This window comes from Janthinobacterium sp. SUN100 (genome assembly GCF_030397705.1).
Taxonomy (GTDB): Bacteria; Pseudomonadota; Gammaproteobacteria; order Burkholderiales; family Burkholderiaceae_D; genus Janthinobacterium; species Janthinobacterium kumbetense.
The window spans coordinates 248,085-268,238 of record NZ_JAPUBU010000004.1; the positions used below are offsets into that span (position 1 = coordinate 248,085).

Sequence of the window (20,154 nt, forward strand, 5' to 3'; positions counted from 1 at the left end):
TGCATGAAATGAATAATCTGCGTGCCGTCGATTTGAACTTGCTGGTGATCCTGGATGCGCTGCTCAGCGAGCGCCATTTGTCGCGCGCGGCCGAACGGTTACATATGAGCCAGCCTGCCGTCAGCCATGCGCTGGCCCGCTTGCGCCACCTGCTCGGCGACCCGCTGCTATTGCGCGGCAAGGGCGGCTTCCAGCCGACGGCGCGCGCGCAGGAGTTGGCGCGGCCCTTGGCCGAAGCCCTGCAAAGCGTGCGTTCCGTGCTGGGCGGCGCCGTCTTCGAGGCGGCCACGGCGCAGCGCGTGTTTCGTCTGGCCATGTCGGATTACGGCGCGGCCTTGCTCTTGCCCGCTTTGCTGCGGCGTTTGCGCGTGGACGCGCCCGGCATCGACCTGGCTGTCAGCTACGCCAGCCGTCCGGCCGTGATCGCTGGCGTGCAGGATGGCGAGATCGACCTGGCGCTCGGCGTGTTCCCGCAACTGCCCGAGCAGCTACACAGAGAAACTTTATTTGAGGAAACGTTCGCGTGCGCGCTCGATCCGGCCAGCCTGGCGGCCGGTGAAGTGTTGAGCCTGGAAACCTATCTGGCGCGCCCCCATGTGCTGGTGGCGTCCAGCGAAGGCGGCATGGCGGCCGAAGTCGACGCGGCCCTGGCCCAGCTGGGACAGATGCGCCGCATCGCCGTGCGTCTGCCGTACTGGACGGTCGCACCGGATGTCGTGAGGGGGACGGACTTGATCTTGACGGTGGCGCGGCGCGCCTTGCAGGGCAGCGCGGCGCAAGGGCTGGCACAGTACGCTGCGCCGTTTGCCATCGCGCCGTTTGCGTTTGAAGTGATACGGCACCGCCGCACGGAGGGTGATGCGGGCATCGCCTGGCTGCGCGCGGCCATTGCACAGGCCGCCGAGCCAGGCTGAGGTACTACAGGCCGCCGCCCTGGCCGTCGAACTTGCGCTCGATCAATTCGATCTTGTAGCCGTCCGGGTCGGTGATGAAGGCGATGACCGTGTTGCCGCCTTTCACGGGGCCCGGTTCGCGCGTGACGTTGCCGCCATTCGCGCGTGCCGCGTCGCAAGCGGCGACGATGTCGTCGGCCGAGATGGCGATGTGGCCATACGCCGTGCCCAGCTCGTAGCTGGTGGTGCCATAGTTATACGTCAGTTCCAGTTCCGCATGGTCGGGATTCGATCCATAGCCGACGAAGGCCAGCGTGTACTGGTATTCCGGGTTGTCGCTGGTGCGCAGCAATTTCATGCCCAGGACCTTGGTGTAAAAATCGATGGAGCGCTGCAGGTCGCCGACCCGTAACATGGTGTGCAAAATACGCATCGTAAATCCTTGAGGGTGATAGGGGAATGGCAGGATTTTATGCGTTTTACGGCTTTCTTGCCGAGGCCGCCCCTGCCGTCCGGTGAGGGGACGGCAGCGGACGGCATGCCGGCATTACTCCAGATGGGCGTCCAGGGTGATTTCCGTGGCCAGCAATTTGGACACGGGGCAGCCGAGCTTGGCGCGCAGGGCCGCGTCCTGGAACGCTTCGTCGGTGGCGCCGGGGATGGTGGCTACGAGGGTCAGGTGCACGGCCGTGATGGCATAGCTGCCATCGATTTTTTCCAGGCTGACGTCGGCCGTGGTTTTCAGGGCCGTGGCGCGCAAGCCCGCCTCGCCTAGCTGGCCGGACAGGGCCATGGTGAAGCAGGCCGCATGGGCGGCGCCAATGAGTTCTTCCGGATTGCTGCCGGGACCGTCTTCGAAGCGTGTGTTGAAGCCATAGGCTACGTTGTCGAGCGCGCCGCTTTGGGTGGAAATAAACCCTTTGCCATCTTTAAGGCCGCCACTCCAGACGGCTGATCCTGTTTTTTTCATGATGTACTCCTTGCGTGGTTCGAGCGTCCATCATGCGCGCCGGGGCTTGCCGCTTCCGTTCGTTGCGTCACACTGTGGGAGCATGCGCGGCCCATGACAGTTCGACTCAGCGCGCCTTCTTTGGTTCCAGTTCGGCGTCGGGGCGCGCCTGTTTCGGTTCGGCCGGCTTGACCTTTTCCACGCCGGGCTGGGCCCGCCGGTCCGTATCGACCAGGCCTTGCTCCAGGTCGCTGGCCGCCTGCTGCATGATCTTGCGCGGGCGCACGTTTTGCGCATCGGGCGATTCGTCGCGCTCGTGCGGCAGGCGGTCGACGCCATCATTGCTGACTTTTTCATCGGTATTGATCTTGCGCTCGCTTGGCTGGGTAGCCATATGGCCTCCTGACAGTAAAAATGATGTGCCATCAGTGTCCTGCCGCGCCGTGCTGCCCGCAAGCGGATTTGTCCGGGCAGGGAGCGCTGGCGCACGCATGGACGATTCTTTTTCTGCGCTACACTGCGTGCAACACCAAGAACGCCCCTTGCAGGCACGCGGCAGCCGCACTATACTGTGCATATATACAGTATTATGCGATGCCGGCGTGCGATGCGACAGCCTGGGGCGGTTTGCCACCGAATTCACTACCGAGACTCTTATGCCCGTCGATACACACGCCGAACAGCCAGCCGCGACCTTGCCAGCCCCGGGCGAGCGCTTCAACCTGGGCGCCAAGACCATCGCCCTGGTCGTGCGCCAGAATACGGATGGCATTGCCGAGCCCGTGAAAAGCATCGTCGATTTCCTGCAAGTGCTGGGCCACACGGTGGTCTTCGAGGCGGAGACGGCTGCACACCTGAACCTAGCGTTTCCCGGCGTGCGCGCCATGTCGCCGGCCGAGATCGGCGCCGCCGCCGATTGCGCCATCGTCATGGGCGGCGACGGCACCATGCTGGGCATTGCGCGCCAGCTGGCGCCATTCGACGTACCTTTGATCGGTATCAATCAGGGGCGTTTGGGTTTCATGACGGATATTCCGCTCGAGCGCATGCTGCCCGTGCTGGCGCAAATTCTCGGCGGCCGCTTCAAGGCCGAACGCCGCACCTTGCTCGAAGGCAGCGTGCTGCGTGACGGCGTGTCGATACACGTGGGCATGGCCGTCAACGATGTCGTCGTTTCGCGCGGCGGCGGCGCCGGCATGGCCGAATTGCGCGTCGAGGTCGATGGCCACTTCATGTACAACCAGCGCTCGGATGGCTTGATCATTTCCACGCCCACGGGCTCGACCGCGTACTCGCTGTCGGCCGGCGGCCCCTTGCTGCATCCGACCTTGGGCGGCATCGTGCTCGTGCCGATCGCCCCGCATGCGCTGTCGAACCGTCCCATCGTCCTGCCCGACTCCAGCCAGATCGTCGTGGAAATCGTGCGCGGGCGCGATATCAGCGTCAATTTCGACATGCAGACCTTTGCCAGCCTGGTGCAGCAAGACCGCATCCTCATCCGCCGTTCGCCACATGCGATTACCTTCCTGCATCCGGAAGGGTGGAGTTACTACAACACCCTGCGTGAAAAATTGCACTGGAATGAGTATCCGTCGGGCGAGGGCAAGCTCAGCTAACATTTTCTCCACGTCAACCCGCGGTGCGCCGCCCAACCACAGAAGCCATGCTCCATACACTGTCCATTCGCGATTTTGTCATTGTCGATACCATTGAACTGGAATTTTCCGCCGGCTTCAGCGTGCTGACGGGGGAGACGGGCGCCGGCAAGTCCATCCTCATCGATGCGCTGACCCTGGCGCTGGGCGGGCGCGGCGACGCCAGCGTGGTGCGCGAAGGCGCGGCCAAGGCCGACATCACGGCCGATTTTTCCGTCAGCGAGGTGGCGCAAGCGTGGCTGGTCGCCAATGAGTTCGCCAACGACGAGGGCGGCGCCCTGTTGCGCCGCGTAATCGACAACGCGGGCCGCTCGAAAGCGTATATCAATGGCATCCCCGCCACGGCCGCGCAGCTGCGCGAGCTGGGCGACATGCTGGTCGACATCCACGGCCAGCATGCGCACCAGTCCTTGCTGAAAAGCGAGGCGCAGCGCGCCTTGCTCGACGGCCAGGCGACGGCGCGCGAAGCGGGCGCGGAACAGGATGCGCGGCAAGTGGCCGCCCTGCACAAGCGCTGGCGCGCCCTCGTGCGCCAGCGCGAGGAATTCGAAACCAACGCCGCCAACGTGCTGTACGAGCGCGAACGCCTGGAATGGCAAGTGGGAGAACTGGAAAAACTGGCCGCCAAGCCCGGCGAATGGACGGAGATCACGAACGAGCACAGCCGCCTGTCGCACGCGGCCAGCCTGCTGGAAGGGGCGCAGGAAGCCTTGTCCATCATTTCTGAGCAGGAAGATCATCCGATCGTGTCGCAACTGTCGGCCCTGAACCAGAAGCTGGGCAAGCTGGTGTCCGTCGATGCGGAATTGCAACCGATTGTCGACCTGATCGAATCGTCGCGCATTCAATTGCAGGAATCCGTGTACGCGCTGAACAATTACCTGGACCGGGTCGAACTGGACCCGGAGCGCCTGCACCAGCTCGACGCGCGCATGGAAGCCATGCACAGCACGGCGCGCAAATTCCGCGTCACGCCGGAAGAATTGCCCGAGGAACACGCGAAGCTGTCGGAAAAGCTGCAGCACCTGGCCGACGCCTCCGACATCGAGGGCTTGCTACGCCAGGAAGCGAAGATCGAGGCGGAATACCGCGGCGTGGCCGAGCGGTTATCAAACACGCGGCGCGCCGCCGCCCTGGAACTGGGCCATGCCGTCACGCGCGCCATGCAGGAACTGAGCATGACGGGCGGCAGCTTTGAAATCGCCCTGCACCCGTGCGAACCGGCCGCGCATGGCCTGGAGCAAGTGGAATTCCTCGTCGCCGGCCATGCGGGCACGGCGCCCCGCTCGCTGGCAAAAGTCGCGTCCGGCGGCGAACTGGCGCGCATCGCGCTGGCCATCTCCGTCATCACCTCGCATGCCACCACCACGCCGACCCTGATCTTCGACGAGGTCGACAGCGGCATCGGCGGCGCCGTCGCCGAAGTGGTGGGGCGGCTGTTGAAACGCCTGGGGCAGGGACGGCAAGTGCTGTGCGTGACCCACTTGCCGCAAGTGGCCAGCCAGGCAAATCAGCATTTCCAGGTGGCAAAAAGCACCCTGGACAATGGCAAGACGGCGTCGCGCATCGACATGCTCGACGCCAAGGCCCGGGTGGAAGAAGTGGCGCGCATGCTGGGCGGCCTGGAAATCACGGCCACCACGCGCAAGCATGCACGCGAATTGCTGGCTATCTAGTACACCTAACCAAACCTACTGCGCGTCGCGGGTCGCGGCCTGCGATGCTCACTGCCTCGGCGGCCCCATGCTTCGCACAGCTGCGCTGCTCGGGCCAACGGGGGCGCCGAGCCTCGCTGCCGCTCGCTACGGTTTTGTTAGGTGTTGTTAGCGTAAACCGGTCTGGTGAGAATGGCAGTTAGCCTTATGCCGTTCCTTTCCATCTTTCCCGATGTTGACGCAATGTAACTATAATGGTCGGCTAATCCATCCAACGCCTTCGAAGAGCTTTCATGTCATTTCAAACAGAACCGCCGTACACGCATGGCAGTATCGACCGCAGCGCCGTGGTGCTGGTCAACCTGGGCACGCCCGATGCGCCGACGTCTTCGGCCGTGCGGCGCTACCTGAAGCAATTTTTGTCCGACCCGCGCGTGGTGGAGATTCCCCGTCTCGTCTGGTGGTTCATTTTGAACCTGATCATTTTGCCCTTCCGCTCCGGCCAGTCGGCCAAGAAATACGCGTCGATCTGGACGCGCGACGGTTCGCCCCTGAAAGTGCACACGCAAAAGCAGGCGAAATTGCTGGCCGGCGCCCTGGCCGAGCGGGGGCACGATGGCGTCACCGTGGCCATGGCCATGCGCTACGGTTCGCCTTCGCTGCCGGAGGTGCTGGCCAGGCTGAAAAGCGAAGGCTGCGAGCGCATCGCCATCCTGCCTGCCTATCCGCAATACTCGGGCACGACGACGGGTTCCATCTACGACGCCGTGTTTGCCCATTACGCCACGGTGCGCAATGTGCCGGAATTGCGCTTTATCAAGCAGTATCACGAGCACGACACGTATATCGACGCCTTGCGCGATTCCGTGCTGAACCACTGGGAAGCGCATGGCCGTCCGGAAAAACTGGTGATGAGCTTTCATGGCGTGCCCAAGCGCACCTTGCTGCTCGGCGATCCCTACCACTGCCAATGTCTGAAAACGGCGCGCTTGCTGGCGGAAAAGTTGAAATTAAGAAAAGATCAATACGTGGTGACCTTCCAGTCGCGCTTTGGCAAGGCCGAATGGCTGCAGCCGTACACGGCGCCCACCCTCGTGGCGCTGGCGCAACAGGGTGTCAAGCGCGTCGACCTGCTGTGTCCGGGCTTTACCAGCGATTGCCTGGAAACCCTGGAAGAGATCGCGATGGAAGCCAAGCATGACTTCGAAGCGGCCGGCGGCCAGCAGTTTCATTACATCGCTTGCCTGAACGAAACGCCAGCCTGGATCGCTGGCCTGGCGGAAATTGCCGAACAGCACATGATTGGCTGGCCGACGATGAAGACGGCGGCGCAGCGCGAAGCGGACAAGAAGGCGGGTGAGCAGGCGCGCACGGCGGCCCTGGCCCTGGGCGCGTCGAATTAAAGGAAATTATTTTTTGACAATAAAAAGCCGCGCTTGCGCGGCTTTGTCATGTCTGGCGCAGCCAAGGGGTTTTCCGAATAGCAACATCGCCAGTGGCGATGGCTGCGGCGGGGCTGGTAGAATGCCCGCTTTGCCGTGGGAAGCCTGGAAAATCAAGGGGGCGCGCACGGATCGCTGCCTGAAATGGGAAGTGCTTTGTAATAAGCTGTAACATGGATCGCTGTAATTCCGGTTTTGCCATGCATACCCCTTGAAACAATAGGATATAGCCCCATCTGCCCGTTAGTGTTGTAAAGATAGTTAGACTAACTCATTTAAGTCATTGATTGTAGGAGCTTTTCAGATGCAAGATCAGGAAAACCAAGCTGTACCTAATCCGCAAGCGGACGCCGCGGCGACTGCCCCATCGACTCCCGCAGAGCCTACTTTGGAAGAGCAGCTGGCGAGTACCGAAGCGCGTCTTGCAGAGATGCACGATGCCTTCATGCGTGCCAAGGCCGATGGCGAAAATATCCGCCGCCGCGCGCAGGAAGATGTTGCTAAAGCGCATAAATTCGCAGTGGAAAGCTTTGCCGAAGCCATGGTGCCGGTGAAAGACAGCCTGGAAACGGCGCTGACGGTGGAAGCACCGACCATCGACTCGCTGAAAGAAGGCGTCGAGATGACCCTGAAGCAACTGAACGCCGCGTTCGAGCGCAACCGCCTGGTGGAAGTGTTGCCGGTGCAGGGCGAGAAGCTCGATCCGATGAAACACCAGGCTGTTGCCGTGGTGCCAGCGGACCAGGAAGCCAATACCATCGTGTCAGTCCTGCAAAAGGGCTATATGATTGCGGACCGCCTGCTGCGTCCAGCCATTGTAACGACCGCGCAAGCAAAATAATCAGAGGGCGGCATCAAGCAAGCCTTGAAACCATGCCGCTTTGCCACATATAAGAACCATCTGAAATCTAGCAAATAAAAGGAAAAAAATCATGGGTAGAATTATCGGTATCGATCTGGGAACCACGAATTCCTGCGTTTCCATCATGGAAAACGGTCAACCAAAGGTAATCGAAAACGCTGAAGGCGCACGCACGACGCCGTCGATTATTGCTTATCAAGAAGATGGCGAAATTCTCGTCGGCGCGCCGGCGAAACGCCAGGCCGTGACCAATCCGAAAAACACGCTGTATGCAGTCAAGCGTTTGATCGGTCGCAAGTTCGACGAAAAAGAAGTGCAAAAAGACATCGCGCTGATGCCGTACCAAATCATGAAAGCCGACAACGGCGATGCATGGATCGGCGTACGCGACAAAAAACTGGCGCCGCCGCAAATTTCGGCTGAAGTCCTGCGCAAGATGAAGAAAACGGCAGAAGACTACCTCGGTGAAGAAGTCACCGAAGCCGTCATCACCGTGCCTGCGTACTTCAACGATTCGCAGCGTCAAGCTACCAAGGATGCCGGCCGTATCGCTGGCCTGGACGTCAAGCGCATCATCAACGAGCCAACCGCGGCAGCGCTGGCGTTCGGCCTGGACAAGACCGAAAAAGGCGACCGTAAAATCGCCGTGTATGATTTGGGTGGCGGTACGTTCGACGTGTCGATCATCGAAATCGCGGATGTTGATGGCGAGAAACAATTTGAAGTGCTGTCGACCAACGGCGACACCTTCCTGGGCGGCGAAGACTTCGACCAGCGCGTCATCGATTACATCATCGACGAGTTCAAGAAGATCAACGGCATCGACCTGAAAAAAGATCCGATCGCCCTGCAGCGCATCAAGGCTTCGGCCGAGCGCGCGAAGATCGAATTGTCGTCGTCGCAACAAACCGAGATCAACGAGCCGTACATCGCCATGGCGAACGGCGCACCGGTCCACTTGAACCTGAAGATGACCCGCGCCAAGCTGGAGTCCTTGGTGGAAGAGTTGATCACGGCCACGATGGAACCATGCCGTACCGCCATCAAAGATGCTGGCGTGAAAGTGTCGGACATCGATGACATCATCCTGGTCGGCGGTATGACGCGTATGCCGAAGGTGCAGGAAAAAGTGAAGGAATTCTTCGGCAAGGATCCACGCAAGGACGTGAACCCGGACGAAGCCGTCGCCGTGGGCGCAGCGATTCAAGGTTCGGTCCTGTCGGGCGAACGCAAGGACTTGCTGTTGCTGGACGTCACCCCTCTGTCCCTGGGTATCGAAACCCTGGGCGGCGTGATGACCAAGATGATCCACAAAAACACGACGATTCCGACCAAGTTCAGCCAAGTGTTCTCGACGGCCGACGACAACCAGCCTGCGGTGACCATCAAGGTCTTCCAGGGTGAGCGCGAAATCGCCGCCGGCAACAAGGGGCTGGGCGAATTCAATCTGGAAGGCATCCCGCCAGCATCGCGCGGCACGCCACAGATCGAAGTGACCTTCGACATCGACGCCAACGGCATCTTGCATGTCGGCGCGAAAGACAAGGCCACCGGCAAGGAAAACAAGATCACGATCAAGGCCAATTCCGGCTTGACCGAGGCGGAAATCCAGAAGATGGTGAAAGACGCCGAGTTGAACGCGGAAGAAGACAAGAAGGTCAAAGAATTGGCCGAGTCGCGCAACCAGGCCGATGCTCTGGTACACTCGACCCGGAAATCCTTGACCGAATACGGCGACAAGCTGGATGCGGGCGAGAAAGAGAAGATCGAAGCGGCGATCACCGACCTGGAAGCAAGCATCAAGGCGGGCGACAAGGCTGAGATCGACGCCAAGGTGGAAGCACTGTCGAGCGCATCGCAGAAACTGGGCGAAAAAATGTATGCCGACATGCAAGCGCAGCAAGCTGCCGGCGGCGCGGAAGGTGCACAGCAAGCTGCTGGCGCATCGGACGCAGGCGCCAAGCAAGACGACGTTGTTGACGCTGACTTCAAAGAAGTCAAAGACAGCAAGTAATGTCTTGCGCTCCCATGAACTGGGGGTAGCCGGGCTGAACGCTACATCGCGGGATTAGCCGCGAAGACCGGCCGAGCCGAGTCGCTGCGCCTAGCGCAGCACTCGACTCGGCTTTTTCGTGTAATTTTTACATCAGTAGATAGACTGCAAGGTGCCGACAACATGGCAAAGCGTGATTTTTACGAGACACTCGGTGTCGCAAAAAATGCTTCGGAAGAAGAGATCAAAAAGTCTTACCGTAAACTGGCGATGAAATACCATCCGGACCGCAATCCGGATAGCAAGGAATCGGAAGAAAAGTTTAAGGAAGTCAAAGAAGCCTACGAGATGCTGACCAATCCGGAAAAGCGCGATGCGTATGACCGTTACGGTCACGCTGGCGTGGACCCGAACATGGGCGGCGGTGGCGGCTTCGGCGGCGGTGCTGGCGGCTTTGCCGACAGCTTCGGCGATATCTTCGGCGACATCTTTGGCGGTGGCGGTGGACGCAGCCGCAATGCGGGTCCACAGGTGTACCGTGGCGCCGACTTGCGCTACAACCTGGAAATTACACTGGAGCAAGCTGCTCACGGCTTCGACACGACCATCCGCGTGCCGAGCTGGGACAAGTGCGACACTTGCCACGGCAGCGGCGCCAAGCCGGGCACCTCGCCCACCACCTGCGGTACTTGCGGTGGTCACGGCCAGGTGCGCATGCAGCAAGGTTTCTTCAGCATCCAGCAAACCTGCCCGAAATGCCATGGCAGCGGCAAGGTCATCACTGACCCGTGCACGCCATGCGGCGGCGCCGGTCGCATCAAGCGCAACAAGACCCTGGAAGTGAAAATTCCAGTCGGTATCGACAACGGCATGCGTATCCGTTCGTCCGGCAACGGCGAACCGGGCACGAATGGCGGTCCGTCGGGCGACCTGTATGTGGAAATCCACATCAAGCCGCACGCCGTGTTCCAGCGCGAAGGCGACGACCTGCATTGCGAAATGCCGATCTCGTTCGCCAAGGCGGCCTTGGGCGGCGAAATCGAAGTGCCGACCCTGAACGGCAAAGTGTCGTTCACGATTCCCGAAGGCACCCAGTCAGGTAAAACCTTCCGCCTGAAAGGCAAGGGCATCAAGGGCGTGCGCTCCGGTTACGCGGGCGACCTGTTCTGCCACGTGGCCATCGAAACACCGGTGAAACTGACGGAAAAACAGAAAGACCTGCTGCGCGACTTTGAAAAGTCGACGACCGAGGGCGGTGCCAAGCACAGTCCGCAAAGCAAGACCTGGAAAGACAAGGTCAAGGATTTTTTTGAGTAAGCACACGTAATACCATGCGCCGGGATGCTGAAACATCCCGGCGTTTTTTTCACCACGACTGAGAAATATGCGCGCATCGCCGGCCTATGGGCGCGATCTGCCGCCAACTCAGTCGTACGCACACAATGGGAGCGATATGACCGAACCGAAAAATGGCCTGGCCCTGGCGGAACTGCTGCAGCGTAACCGCCGCTGGGCCGACTCGATGGTGGCGAAAGACCCGAACTTCTTCAAGAATCTGGAAGCGCAAACGTCGCCCGAATACCTGTGGATCGGCTGCTCCGACAGCCGCGTGCCCGCCAACGAACTGCTGGGCATGGCGCCTGGCGATGTGTTTGTGCACCGTAATATTGCCAATGTGGTCGTGCATTCCGACCTCAATTGCCTGTCCGTCCTGCAATTTGCCGTGGACGTGCTGAAAGTCAAACATGTCATCATCGTCGGCCATTACGGCTGCAAGGGCGTGCATGCGGCCATGACGGGCACGCGCATCGGCCTGGTCGACAACTGGCTGCGCCACGTCCAGGACGTGGGCCAGAAGCACGAGCGCTACCTGGGCGACGTGCTGACCAGCCGCCAGCGCGGCGACCGCCTGTGCGAACTGAACGTGGTGGAACAAGTCTTGAACGTGTGCCAGACCACCATCGTGCAAGATGCGTGGGAACGCGGACAGGAACTCAGCGTCCATGGCTGGGTCTATGGCTTGAAGGATGGCTTGCTGAACGACCTGGAAGTGACCGTCAAGGCCGGCCACGAACTGGCGCCGCGCATGGCGGCCCGCCTGGCCCGCTACGAAGCGACGGCGTAAGCCAGCAATGCTGGCGCGGCGCTAAGGTGCCGCGCCTTCCAGGCGGCCCAGGTAGTCGGCCGCCTCCCGCACGCCCTCTTGCGCCGCCTGGCGCAGCCAGGTCTTGGCCTGGGGAATGTCCTGCGGCGTGCCCCGGCCTTCGGCCAGCGCCACGCCATAGTGGTAGCGCGCCAGCCGCGCGTAGGCGGCGTCATCATTCGTATGCGCGCCGCGCCGCATCAGCGCCGTCGCCTGCGCCAGGTCCTTGGTCACACCGATGCCCGTTTCATACAGCTGGGCCAGCCAAATCATCGAATACACATCGTTCCAGCGCCGGATGCAATCTTCAAAGATGGCGACGGCGGCCGCATGGTCGCCCGTCTTGTCGGCCGCATAGCCGTACAAACACTTGATGCGCTTGTCGCTGTGCACATAGGCTTTGTAGCTGAGATCACTTTCACCCTGGCTATCCTGGGCATGGACGGGAACAGTCAACAGCAAGGCGAGCAGCAGGGCGTAGGTGGGCATGGCTTTCCTGGGGCTAGGGTTAAAGCTTAGTAGATAAGCAAGTTTCGTGCTAGCACCATGCCCGGGCAAGGCCGGTGCTGCTGTGCCAATTCGTGACAGCCGCTGTGGCAGCGTGGCGCAACGCGCCGCGCATATCCATATAGTAAATGCTTCGTTTGCAAGCAAGGCTGGCCGGCATACAGTGGACTTCCCCTGACTCTAGTCGAGTTCCCATGTCGGCCGTCCTGAAACCCGCGTTTTCTTCCAGCCCGTTCCGTATCGAGACTTTCGATGCGCCGCTCGGCGCGCAAGTGCTGGGGCTGGACCTGGCGCAGCCGCTGTCGCTGGGCGACTTCCAGCGCCTGCACCACGCCCACCTCGACCATCACGTGCTGGTGTTCCGCGACCAGCGCATCACGCCGCAGCAGCAAGTCGATTTCAGCCGCCGCTTCGGCCCCCTGCAAATCCACGTGCTGCGCCAGTTCCAGCTGCCCACGCAGCCGGAAGTGCTGATCATCTCGAACATCGTCGAGGATGGCCAGCCCATCGGCCTGGGCGACGCGGGCCATTTCTGGCATTCCGACCTGTCGTACAAGGAAGTGCCCAGCCTCGGTTCCATGCTGCATGCGCAAGAGTTGCCGCAGGACGGAGGCGATACCGTGTTTGCGAATATGCACCTGGCGTGGGAAAGTTTGCCGGCCGCGCTGCGCCACGCCGTGCGCGGCGCCCGTGCCGAGCATAGCTACCTGAGCCAGTACGAGGAATTGCGCCGCCGCAACCCATGGCGGCCCGCCCTGACCCAGGCGCAGGTCGATGAAGTCAAACCCGTGACGCACCCCGTCGTGCGCGTGCACCCGGAAACGGGCCGCCGCGCCCTGTTTGTCAGCGAACACTTCACCACGCGCATCGTCGGCTTGCCCGACGATGAAAGCCGCGCCCTGCTCGATGAACTGTTTGCCCACAGCGTGCGCCCGGAGCACCTGTACGTGCACCGCTGGCAGCCGCACGACCTGGTGTTCTGGGACAACCGCTCGCTGATGCACCTGGCGACGGGCTGCCCGCCCGACCAGCGCCGCAAGTTGTATCGCACCACCATCGAAGGCGATGCGCCGTACTGATTTTTTTGATTGTTGATCTGACTCAAGGAGTGTCCATGTTGCCGATCTTTAGCTTTGCCCGCCGCCTGCTCGCCACCATCGCCCTGCTGTGCATGGCCATGCCCATGGCCCGGGCCGAAGGGCAGATTCGCATCGCGGGCCAGCATGGCATCACCTTCTTGCTGCTCAATATTGCGCAGGAACAAAAGCTGATCGAAAAGCATGGCAAGCAGCAGGGCGTCGATGTCAAGGTCGAGTGGATCACCCTGTCCGGCGGGCCGGCGATCAATGATGCTTTGTTGTCGGGCAACATCGATATCGCGGGGGCCGGGCTGGGGCCGCTGCTGACCATCTGGGACCGCACCAAGGGAAGGCAGAACGTGCGCGGCGTGGCTTCGCTGGGCAATTTTCCCTACTATTTGATCAGCAACAACCCCAAGGTAAAAACCCTGGCGGACTTGACGGACAAGGACCGCATCGCCTTGCCCGCCGTGTCCGTTTCCGTGCAGGCGCGCATCTTGCAAATGGCGGTGGCGAAGCAGTGGGGCGACAAGGAATTCGCCCGCCTCGATAAGATCACGCAAACCCTGCCGCACCCGGACGCGGCGGCCGCCATCATCGCCGGCGGCACGGAGCTGACCGGCCACTTCGGCAATTCGCCGTTCCAGGAACAGGAACTGGCGCAAAACCCGAACGCCCACATCATCCTGAACTCGTACGACGTGCAAGGCGGGCCAAGCTCGTCGACCCTGCTGTATGCGACGGAAAAGTATCGCAAGGACAATCCGAAGACTTACCGCGCCTTCATCGCCGCCTTGGCGGAAGCGGCGCAGTATGCGAGCAGCAATCCGCAAGGCGCGGCCGACATCTATATCAAGGTCAACAAGAGCAAGGTAGACCGCAACCTGCTGCTGAAAATCTTTGCGAATCCGCAAGTGCAATTCAAGATCTCGCCGCAAAACACCCATGGCCTGGCGCAATTTTTGCACCGCGTGAACGCCATCCGCAACCTGCCCGACAGCTGGCGCGATTACTTCTTTGACGACCCTGCCATTACGCAAGGAGGCTGACATGAACGCACCCGCTTTTCACCTGGTACGTCCGCCAGTCGCCTTACAGCCTTTGCTCAGCGTCAAGAATGTCAGCCTGGAATATCGGACTGAACAGCGCACCGTGCGCGCCACGCATGACGTCAGTTTCGACGTGTTCCGCGGCGACCGTTTTGTGCTGCTGGGGCCATCCGGCTGCGGCAAATCGTCCTTGCTGAAAGCCGTGGCCGGCTTCATCGCGCCGCGCGCGGGCAGCATCGCCATGCACGGCCAGCCCATCCAGAAACCGGGGCCGGACCGTGTCGTCGTGTTCCAGGAATTCGACCAGTTACCGCCATGGAAAACGGTGCTGGAGAACGTCATGTTCCCCTTGCTTGCCAGCAAGCGGCTGGACAAGATGGCGGCCCGGGAGCGCGCCCATCGCTGGATCGCCAAGGTGGGCCTGGCCGGTTTCGAGGATGCCCATCCGCATACCTTGTCGGGCGGCATGAAGCAGCGGGTGGCCATCGCCCGCGCCCTGGCCATGCAGCCGGAAGTGCTGCTGATGGACGAGCCGTTTGCCGCCCTCGACGCCTTGACGCGGCGCAAGATGCAGGAAGAGCTGAGCCGCTTGTGGGACGAGCTGCGTTTTACGCTCGTGTTCGTCACGCATTCGATCGAGGAAGCCTTGGTCGTGGGCAACCGCATCCTGCTGCTGTCGCCTCATCCGGGCCGGGTACGCGCCGAACTCAACAGCCATCAGTTCGGTCTGCACAGCGCCGGCAGCGCGGAATTCCAGGCTGCCAGCAGCCGCATCCATGGTTTGCTGTTCGATGAGGACGTTGCTCCCGCCCAGCAAGCTGACGCGGCACGCAGGGAGGCCGTATGAGCGCGCTGCTGGAACCGCCGATCCGCCAGGAATTCGTCTACGCGGCACCGCCGCCGGCCGGCGTCACCGTCGAGCGGCCGCTGTCGCGCTGGCAGCGCCTGGGCCAGCATGCGCTATGGCGCAAGGCCTTGATTTTGCTCAGCCTGGCCCTGCTGTGGGAAGGCGCGGCGCGCTGGACGCACAACGATTTATTGTTGCCCAGTTTTTTGCAGACGGCGCAGGCATTCATCGGCGGCATCGCCAGCGGCGAATTGCTCACGCGTACGGCCGCATCCCTGGTCGTCTTGCTGCAGGGCTATGCCATGGGCGTGCTGGCCGCCTTCGTGCTGACCTTGCTGGCCGTGTCCAGCCGCATCGGGCGCGACGTGCTGGAAACCCTGACGGCCATGTTGAATCCCTTGCCGGCCATTGCCCTGTTGCCGCTGGCTTTATTATGGTTTGGCCTGGGGCGCGCCAGTTTGATCTTTGTCATTGTCCATTCCGTGATGTGGCCGCTGGCCCTGAACACGTATGCGGGCTTCCAGGGCGTGCCCGACACCCTGCGCATGGCGGGCCGCAATTACGGCTTGAACGGCTTGCGCCTGGTGCTGCACATCCTCGTGCCTGGCGCCTTGCCGTCCATCGTCTCGGGCCTCAAGATCGGCTGGGCGTTTGCCTGGCGCACCCTGATCGCGGCCGAGCTGGTATTCGGCACCACGTCGGGCCAGGGCGGCCTGGGCTGGTATATCTTCCAGAACCGCAACGAGCTGTACACGGACAAGGTGTTCGCGGGACTGGCAGCCGTCATCGTTATCGGCTTGCTGGTGGAAAACATCGGCTTTCGCAGCCTGGAACGCGTGACTCTCAAGCGCTGGGGCATGCAGCGATAGCTATTTCAGCATGCTGCGTGCCGCCGCGACGATTTGCCGCGACAGCTGCTCCAGGCGCGGCGACTGCACCTTCCACGTATGCCAGTACAGGGCCACGTCGGCCGGGGTCTTGGGCGTGAGCATTTCCACCAGCTCGCCGTCCGTATTCGCTTTCAGCAGCAGCTCAGGCACCATGCCGTAGCCGAGGCCGTAGCGGATGGCGTTGAAGTGCGAGGTGGCGCCCGGCACGTAATGGCAGGGGTAGGCCCCTTCGGGCAAGCCCAGCGCCTCTTGCAGGAACGACGATTGCAGGGTGTCCTTGCGCGTGTAGGCGACGACGGGCGCCGTGCGCGCCGCCTTGCGCGTCAGCCCGTGCGCGAACCACTGCTGGCGGAACGCTGGCGTGGCCACCAGCCAGTAGCGCATCACGCCCAGCGGCTCGGCCGTGCAGCCGCGCATGGGCTTGGGCTCCGTGCTGATGCAGCCGATCGCCATGCCCGTTTCCAGCAAGGTGTAGGTGTGGTCCTGGTCTTCCACGGTCAGGTCCAGCAGCACGCGCTCGCGTATCAGCACCTCGGACAGGGCCGGGAAGAACCAGGTGCCCATCGAGTCCGCGTTCAGCGCCAGCACCAGGGTCAGCGGGGCATCCTGCTGCACCGCCAGTTCCGCCTGCAAGTCCGCTTCCAGCAGCTTGGCCCGCTTCAGATACTGCATCAGCCGCTGGCCCATGCGCGTGGCGCGCGCAGGACGGCTGCGCACGATCAGGGCGTTGCCCAGCTGGCTTTCCAGCGCCCGCACCCGCTGCGAAATGGCGGGCGACGTCAGGTGCAGCCGCAGCGCCGCCTGCTCGAAGCTGCCCGTTTCGACGACGGCGCGGAACGCTTCCGTGTGCTTGGGATTGAGGTCCATGGTGCGTGCCTAACATAAGAAAAATTTATCAATACTAAATAATACTTACTTTTTATAAGGATAGGTGTGTTGCAGTGCACAATACCTCTTTGATAGAGTGCCGTGCGCCAGCGTGCGGCCTTCTGGCAGCAAAGGAATGACAATATGGAAACGCAAGATACGGCGCAAGACAGTTCGCAAGACAGCTCGCAAGACAGCGGCAAAGACGGCGCCACGGCGCGCAAGCCGCCATCGAAGCTGGCGCGCAATCTGAAATTCGGCCTGGGCCTGACCCTGGGCCTGGGCTTGTCCGCAGCCCTGGCGGGCGGCTGGTGGCTGCGCCAGGCGTGGCAGGATTTGCCCGCCGTCGAGCACCTGGCCCAGTACAAGCCCGCGCTGCCGCTGCGCATTTTCTCCAGCGAAGGCGAGCTGCTGGCCGAATACGGCGAAGAGCGCCGCGAATTTCTGCCCTTGAATGAGATCCCCCTGCGCATGCGCCAGGCCCTGCTGGCCATCGAGGATGCGCGCTTCTACGAACACGGCGCCGTCGATTTCTATGGCCTCACGCGCGCCACGCTCGCCAATGTCGTCACCGGCCACCACGCGCAGGGCGCCAGCACCATCACCATGCAGGTGGCGCGCGACTTCTTCCTGTCGCGCGAAAAGACCGTGCAGCGCAAGCTGACGGAGATGCTGCTCGCCTACAAGCTGGAACAGCACTATGGCAAGGACAAGCTGCTGGAACTGTATATGAACCAGATTTACCTGGGCGAACGCTCCTACGGCTTTTCCGCTGCCTCGAACATCTATTTCGACAAGCCGCTGGCCGACGTCAGCATCGCCGAAGCAGCCATGCTGGCCGGCTTGCCGAAGGCTCCATCGGCCTACAACCCTGTCGCCAATCCGCAGCGCGCCACCGTGCGCCAGCATTACATCCTGCAGCGCATGCGCGAACTCGGTTACATCACGCCAGCCGAATACACGGCCGCCGTGGCGGAAAAACTGGCGCTGAACAAGGACCGCAACAGCTCCGTGCACGCGGCCGCGTATGCGGTCGAAGAAGCGCGCCAATTGATCCTGCAAAGCTATCCCGAGGGCGCCTACAGCATGGGTTTGGACGTGACGACCACCATCCGCATGGCGCCGCAGCGCGCGGCCGACAAGTCGCTGCGCGATGGGCTATTGAATGCGCAGGCGCGGCGCGGCTACCGTGGCCCGGAAGCGCGCCTGGCCACTTCCGCAGACAGCGTGGCGCGCCAGCTGGCCGCCTATCCGGACAGCGGCGAATTGCGCGCCGCGCTGGTGCGCAAGGTGGAGACGAGCGGCATGCGCCAGGTCAAGGCGCAGCTGCGCAATGGCGACGAGATCGTGCTGACGGCATCGGATGCGCGCCTGGGCGGCAAGCTGCAGTGGGACGGCAAGCGCGCCATCGTCGAAGGCAGCGTGATCCGCGTGGTGCACGACGCGGCCAAGAACCGCTGGCTGGTGAGCCAGTTGCCCGAGATGGAAGGCGCACTGATTTCCGTCGAGGCGCACAGCGGCGAAATCGTCGCCATGGCGGGCGGCTTCGATTTCTACCGCAACCACTACAACCATGCCATGCAAGCCTACCGCCAGCCCGGTTCCAGCTTCAAGCCCTTCGTGTATTCGGCGGCGCTGGAAAAGGGATATTTCCCCGGCACGGCCGTGGATGATACGCAGCGCCTGCTGCTGCCGCAGGAAACGGGCGCGCAGCCGTGGCGTCCGCGCAATTACGGTAATAACTATGAAGGCTTCATCAGCGTGCGGCGGGGCCTCGTGCGCTCGAAAAACCTCGTGGCCGTCAGCCTGATGCAGGCGGCCGGTCCAGGCTATGTGCAGCACTACGCCACGCGCTTCGGTTTCGAGAGCGCGCGCAATCCCGTCTCGCTACCGTTGGCGCTGGGCGCGGGTGCCGTCACGCCGCTGCAGCTGGCGCAATCGTATGCCGTGTTTGCTAATGGCGGCATGCAGATGCCGCCGAAATTGATCAAGGAAGTGCGCAGCCGCAGCGGAGAAGTGCTGTTCAGCGATGCGGCGCCACGCGCCAAGGGAGAACCAGTACCGGGTACGCAAGTGATCTCCACGCGCAACGCCTACGTCATGGACAGCATGCTGCGCGACGTCGTCAAGAGCGGCACGGGCCGCGGCGCGCTGGCGCTGGGACGCGGCGACGCGGCCGGCAAGACGGGAACATCCAATAACGCCTACGACGCCTGGTTCGCCGGCTATTCCTCGGGCCTCGTCTCCGTCGTCTGGCTCGGCTACGACCAGCCTAAGAGCCTGGGCAACGCCACCGGGGGGACTTTGGCGCTGCCCGTCTGGCGCGATTACATGCAGGTGGCCGTGCAGGGCCGTCGCGAGCAGGTGCTGGCCGAACCGGCAGGCCTGGCCCTGCTCGACGGCGATTATGTGTATGCCGAATACCTGGCCGGCGACTGCCTGAAGGATAACTTTGCCTTTATCCACAGCAGTGTCAGTTGCGGTAGCCTGGGTGCGGATACGCGCATGGCGCACGGTGACGCTGGCAACGGCGGCTCCAGCACTGGCACGAACGAGGCGCGCACCCTGAGCGAAGCGCGCGAACGCGAACAAATTCTCAAATCATTTTCGGAAGAGTAAGAGCATGCTGTTATATACGATTTACCTGGTGGCGATTGTCGCCGAAGCGATGTCAGGCGCCATCATGGGCATGCGGCGCGGCATGGATTTGTTCGGCATCTGCATGATCGGCACCGTCACGGCGCTCGGCGGCGGCACGGTGCGCGACGTGCTGCTGGGGCACTATCCGCTGGGCTGGATCGCGCATCCCGAGTACCTGCTGTTTACCATCGGCGCGGCTGTCGTTACGGCCTTTGTCGCGCGCTACCTGCACCATCTGCGCGCCGTCTTCCTGCTGGTCGATGGACTGGGCCTGGTGGCGTTTTGCGTGATCGGTTGCGACATCGCCATGTCGGCCAAGATGCATCCTGCCATCGTCGTGCTGGCGGGGATGATCACGGGCGTTTTCGGCGGCCTGCTGCGCGACATCCTGTGCAACCAGATTCCCCTCGTGCTGCAGCGTGAAGTGTATGCCACCGTGGCCCTGTTTACGGGCAGCCTGTATGTCGGTCTGCTGTATTTCAAGGTCGACAGCTCCGTGGCGCAACTGGCATCCATCGGCGCCGGTTTCCTGTTCCGTTTCCTGGCGTTGCACTTCGAGTGGCGCCTGCCGAATTTCAATGGCGACCGGATTCGGGGATTTGAATAGGGCGCTGGCTTCCTGAATATTTTTACGCGCATTTAACCCCTTTTTCTCCGCCGCTGCGTTTCATGTTGGACACCCC

Annotated in this window: 19 protein-coding genes; 14 read left to right on the plus strand and 5 right to left on the minus strand. The window is 62.0% G+C overall.

The genetic code is table 11. The features are described from left to right. The first annotated feature begins 8 nt into the window (after positions 1-8). Positions 9-914, plus strand: coding sequence for a LysR substrate-binding domain-containing protein (locus O0881_RS21190; protein ID WP_289912896.1), 906 nt, complete (start codon positions 9-11; stop codon positions 912-914). A 4-nt stretch (positions 915-918) separates the two neighbouring features. Here the strand turns inward: O0881_RS21190 and gloA are convergent, their stop codons facing one another. The 3 genes from gloA to O0881_RS21205 all read right to left on the minus strand — a co-directional run bounded on the left by gloA (position 919) and on the right by O0881_RS21205 (position 2,236). Beyond that, positions 919-1,326 (minus strand): lactoylglutathione lyase, encoded by a 408-nt coding sequence (gene gloA, locus O0881_RS21195; protein ID WP_010401713.1) that lies wholly within the window; start codon positions 1,324-1,326, stop codon positions 919-921. Positions 1,327-1,440: 114 nt separating this feature from the next. After that, positions 1,441-1,863 carry an OsmC family protein gene (locus O0881_RS21200; protein WP_035828320.1) on the minus strand — a complete coding sequence of 141 codons (423 nt, stop codon included), beginning with the start codon at positions 1,861-1,863 and terminating at the stop codon, positions 1,441-1,443. 106 nt (positions 1,864-1,969) lie between these two features. Beyond that, positions 1,970-2,236, minus strand: a complete 267-nt coding sequence (locus tag O0881_RS21205) for a hypothetical protein (protein ID WP_289900118.1) — start codon at positions 2,234-2,236, stop codon at positions 1,970-1,972. A gap of 262 nt (positions 2,237-2,498) precedes the next feature. On the opposite strand from O0881_RS21205, the gene O0881_RS21210 reads away from it, so the two are divergent. The 7 genes from O0881_RS21210 to can all read left to right on the plus strand — a co-directional run bounded on the left by O0881_RS21210 (position 2,499) and on the right by can (position 11,574). Continuing rightward, positions 2,499-3,458, plus strand: a complete 960-nt coding sequence (locus O0881_RS21210) for an NAD kinase (protein WP_289903282.1) — start codon at positions 2,499-2,501, stop codon at positions 3,456-3,458. A gap of 47 nt (positions 3,459-3,505) precedes the next feature. After that, positions 3,506-5,173 carry a DNA repair protein RecN gene (gene recN / locus O0881_RS21215; RefSeq protein WP_289912898.1) on the plus strand — a complete coding sequence of 556 codons (1,668 nt, stop codon included), beginning with the start codon at positions 3,506-3,508 and terminating at the stop codon, positions 5,171-5,173. A 272-nt stretch (positions 5,174-5,445) separates the two neighbouring features. Beyond that, positions 5,446-6,555, plus strand: coding sequence for a ferrochelatase (hemH, locus tag O0881_RS21220; RefSeq protein ID WP_289912899.1), 1,110 nt, complete (start codon positions 5,446-5,448; stop codon positions 6,553-6,555). A gap of 343 nt (positions 6,556-6,898) precedes the next feature. Further along, positions 6,899-7,435 carry a nucleotide exchange factor GrpE gene (grpE, locus tag O0881_RS21225; RefSeq protein WP_077408717.1) on the plus strand — a complete coding sequence of 179 codons (537 nt, stop codon included), beginning with the start codon at positions 6,899-6,901 and terminating at the stop codon, positions 7,433-7,435. Positions 7,436-7,526: 91 nt separating this feature from the next. Next, positions 7,527-9,470: a molecular chaperone DnaK gene (dnaK, locus tag O0881_RS21230; RefSeq protein WP_070290878.1), complete on the plus strand. Its 1,944-nt coding sequence runs from the start codon at positions 7,527-7,529 to the stop codon at positions 9,468-9,470. Between the two features lie 162 nt (positions 9,471-9,632). Continuing rightward, positions 9,633-10,766: a molecular chaperone DnaJ gene (dnaJ, locus tag O0881_RS21235; RefSeq protein WP_086147258.1), complete on the plus strand. Its 1,134-nt coding sequence runs from the start codon at positions 9,633-9,635 to the stop codon at positions 10,764-10,766. Between the two features lie 136 nt (positions 10,767-10,902). Beyond that, positions 10,903-11,574, plus strand: a complete 672-nt coding sequence (gene can / locus O0881_RS21240) for a carbonate dehydratase (protein WP_099666328.1) — start codon at positions 10,903-10,905, stop codon at positions 11,572-11,574. Positions 11,575-11,595: 21 nt separating this feature from the next. Here the strand turns inward: can and O0881_RS21245 are convergent, their stop codons facing one another. After that, on the minus strand, positions 11,596-12,081 hold the full coding sequence (locus O0881_RS21245; RefSeq protein ID WP_251350098.1) for a sel1 repeat family protein: 486 nt from the start codon (positions 12,079-12,081) through the stop codon (positions 11,596-11,598). A gap of 212 nt (positions 12,082-12,293) precedes the next feature. On the opposite strand from O0881_RS21245, the gene O0881_RS21250 reads away from it, so the two are divergent. The 4 genes from O0881_RS21250 to O0881_RS21265 all read left to right on the plus strand — a co-directional run bounded on the left by O0881_RS21250 (position 12,294) and on the right by O0881_RS21265 (position 15,943). Next, entirely contained in the window at positions 12,294-13,178 is an 885-nt protein-coding gene (locus tag O0881_RS21250) for a TauD/TfdA family dioxygenase (RefSeq protein WP_099666330.1), read from the plus strand. 92 nt (positions 13,179-13,270) lie between these two features. Then, positions 13,271-14,227 (plus strand): ABC transporter substrate-binding protein, encoded by a 957-nt coding sequence (locus tag O0881_RS21255; protein ID WP_289913243.1) that lies wholly within the window; start codon positions 13,271-13,273, stop codon positions 14,225-14,227. A gap of 1 nt (position 14,228) precedes the next feature. After that, positions 14,229-15,074 carry an ABC transporter ATP-binding protein gene (locus O0881_RS21260; protein WP_289912902.1) on the plus strand — a complete coding sequence of 282 codons (846 nt, stop codon included), beginning with the start codon at positions 14,229-14,231 and terminating at the stop codon, positions 15,072-15,074. Then, complete coding sequence (locus tag O0881_RS21265; protein ID WP_289903289.1) at positions 15,071-15,943, plus strand: ABC transporter permease; 873 nt, start codon at positions 15,071-15,073, stop codon at positions 15,941-15,943. Before O0881_RS21260 ends, O0881_RS21265 begins: the two co-directional genes overlap by 4 nt. Here O0881_RS21265 and O0881_RS21270 read toward each other — a convergent pair whose 3' ends face one another. Further along, the gene (locus O0881_RS21270) at positions 15,944-16,831 is read right to left on the minus strand and encodes an HTH-type transcriptional regulator ArgP (protein ID WP_099666334.1); all 888 of its coding nucleotides are present in this window, start codon (positions 16,829-16,831) and stop codon (positions 15,944-15,946) included. Positions 16,832-16,975: 144 nt separating this feature from the next. Between O0881_RS21270 and O0881_RS21275 the strand changes: the two genes are divergently transcribed. Both O0881_RS21275 and O0881_RS21280 read left to right on the plus strand, forming a co-directional pair. Continuing rightward, the gene (locus tag O0881_RS21275) at positions 16,976-19,450 is read left to right on the plus strand and encodes a PBP1A family penicillin-binding protein (RefSeq protein WP_289912903.1); all 2,475 of its coding nucleotides are present in this window, start codon (positions 16,976-16,978) and stop codon (positions 19,448-19,450) included. A 4-nt stretch (positions 19,451-19,454) separates the two neighbouring features. After that, on the plus strand, positions 19,455-20,078 hold the full coding sequence (locus tag O0881_RS21280) for a trimeric intracellular cation channel family protein (RefSeq protein WP_099376350.1): 624 nt from the start codon (positions 19,455-19,457) through the stop codon (positions 20,076-20,078). Positions 20,079-20,154: the final 76 nt, after the last annotated feature.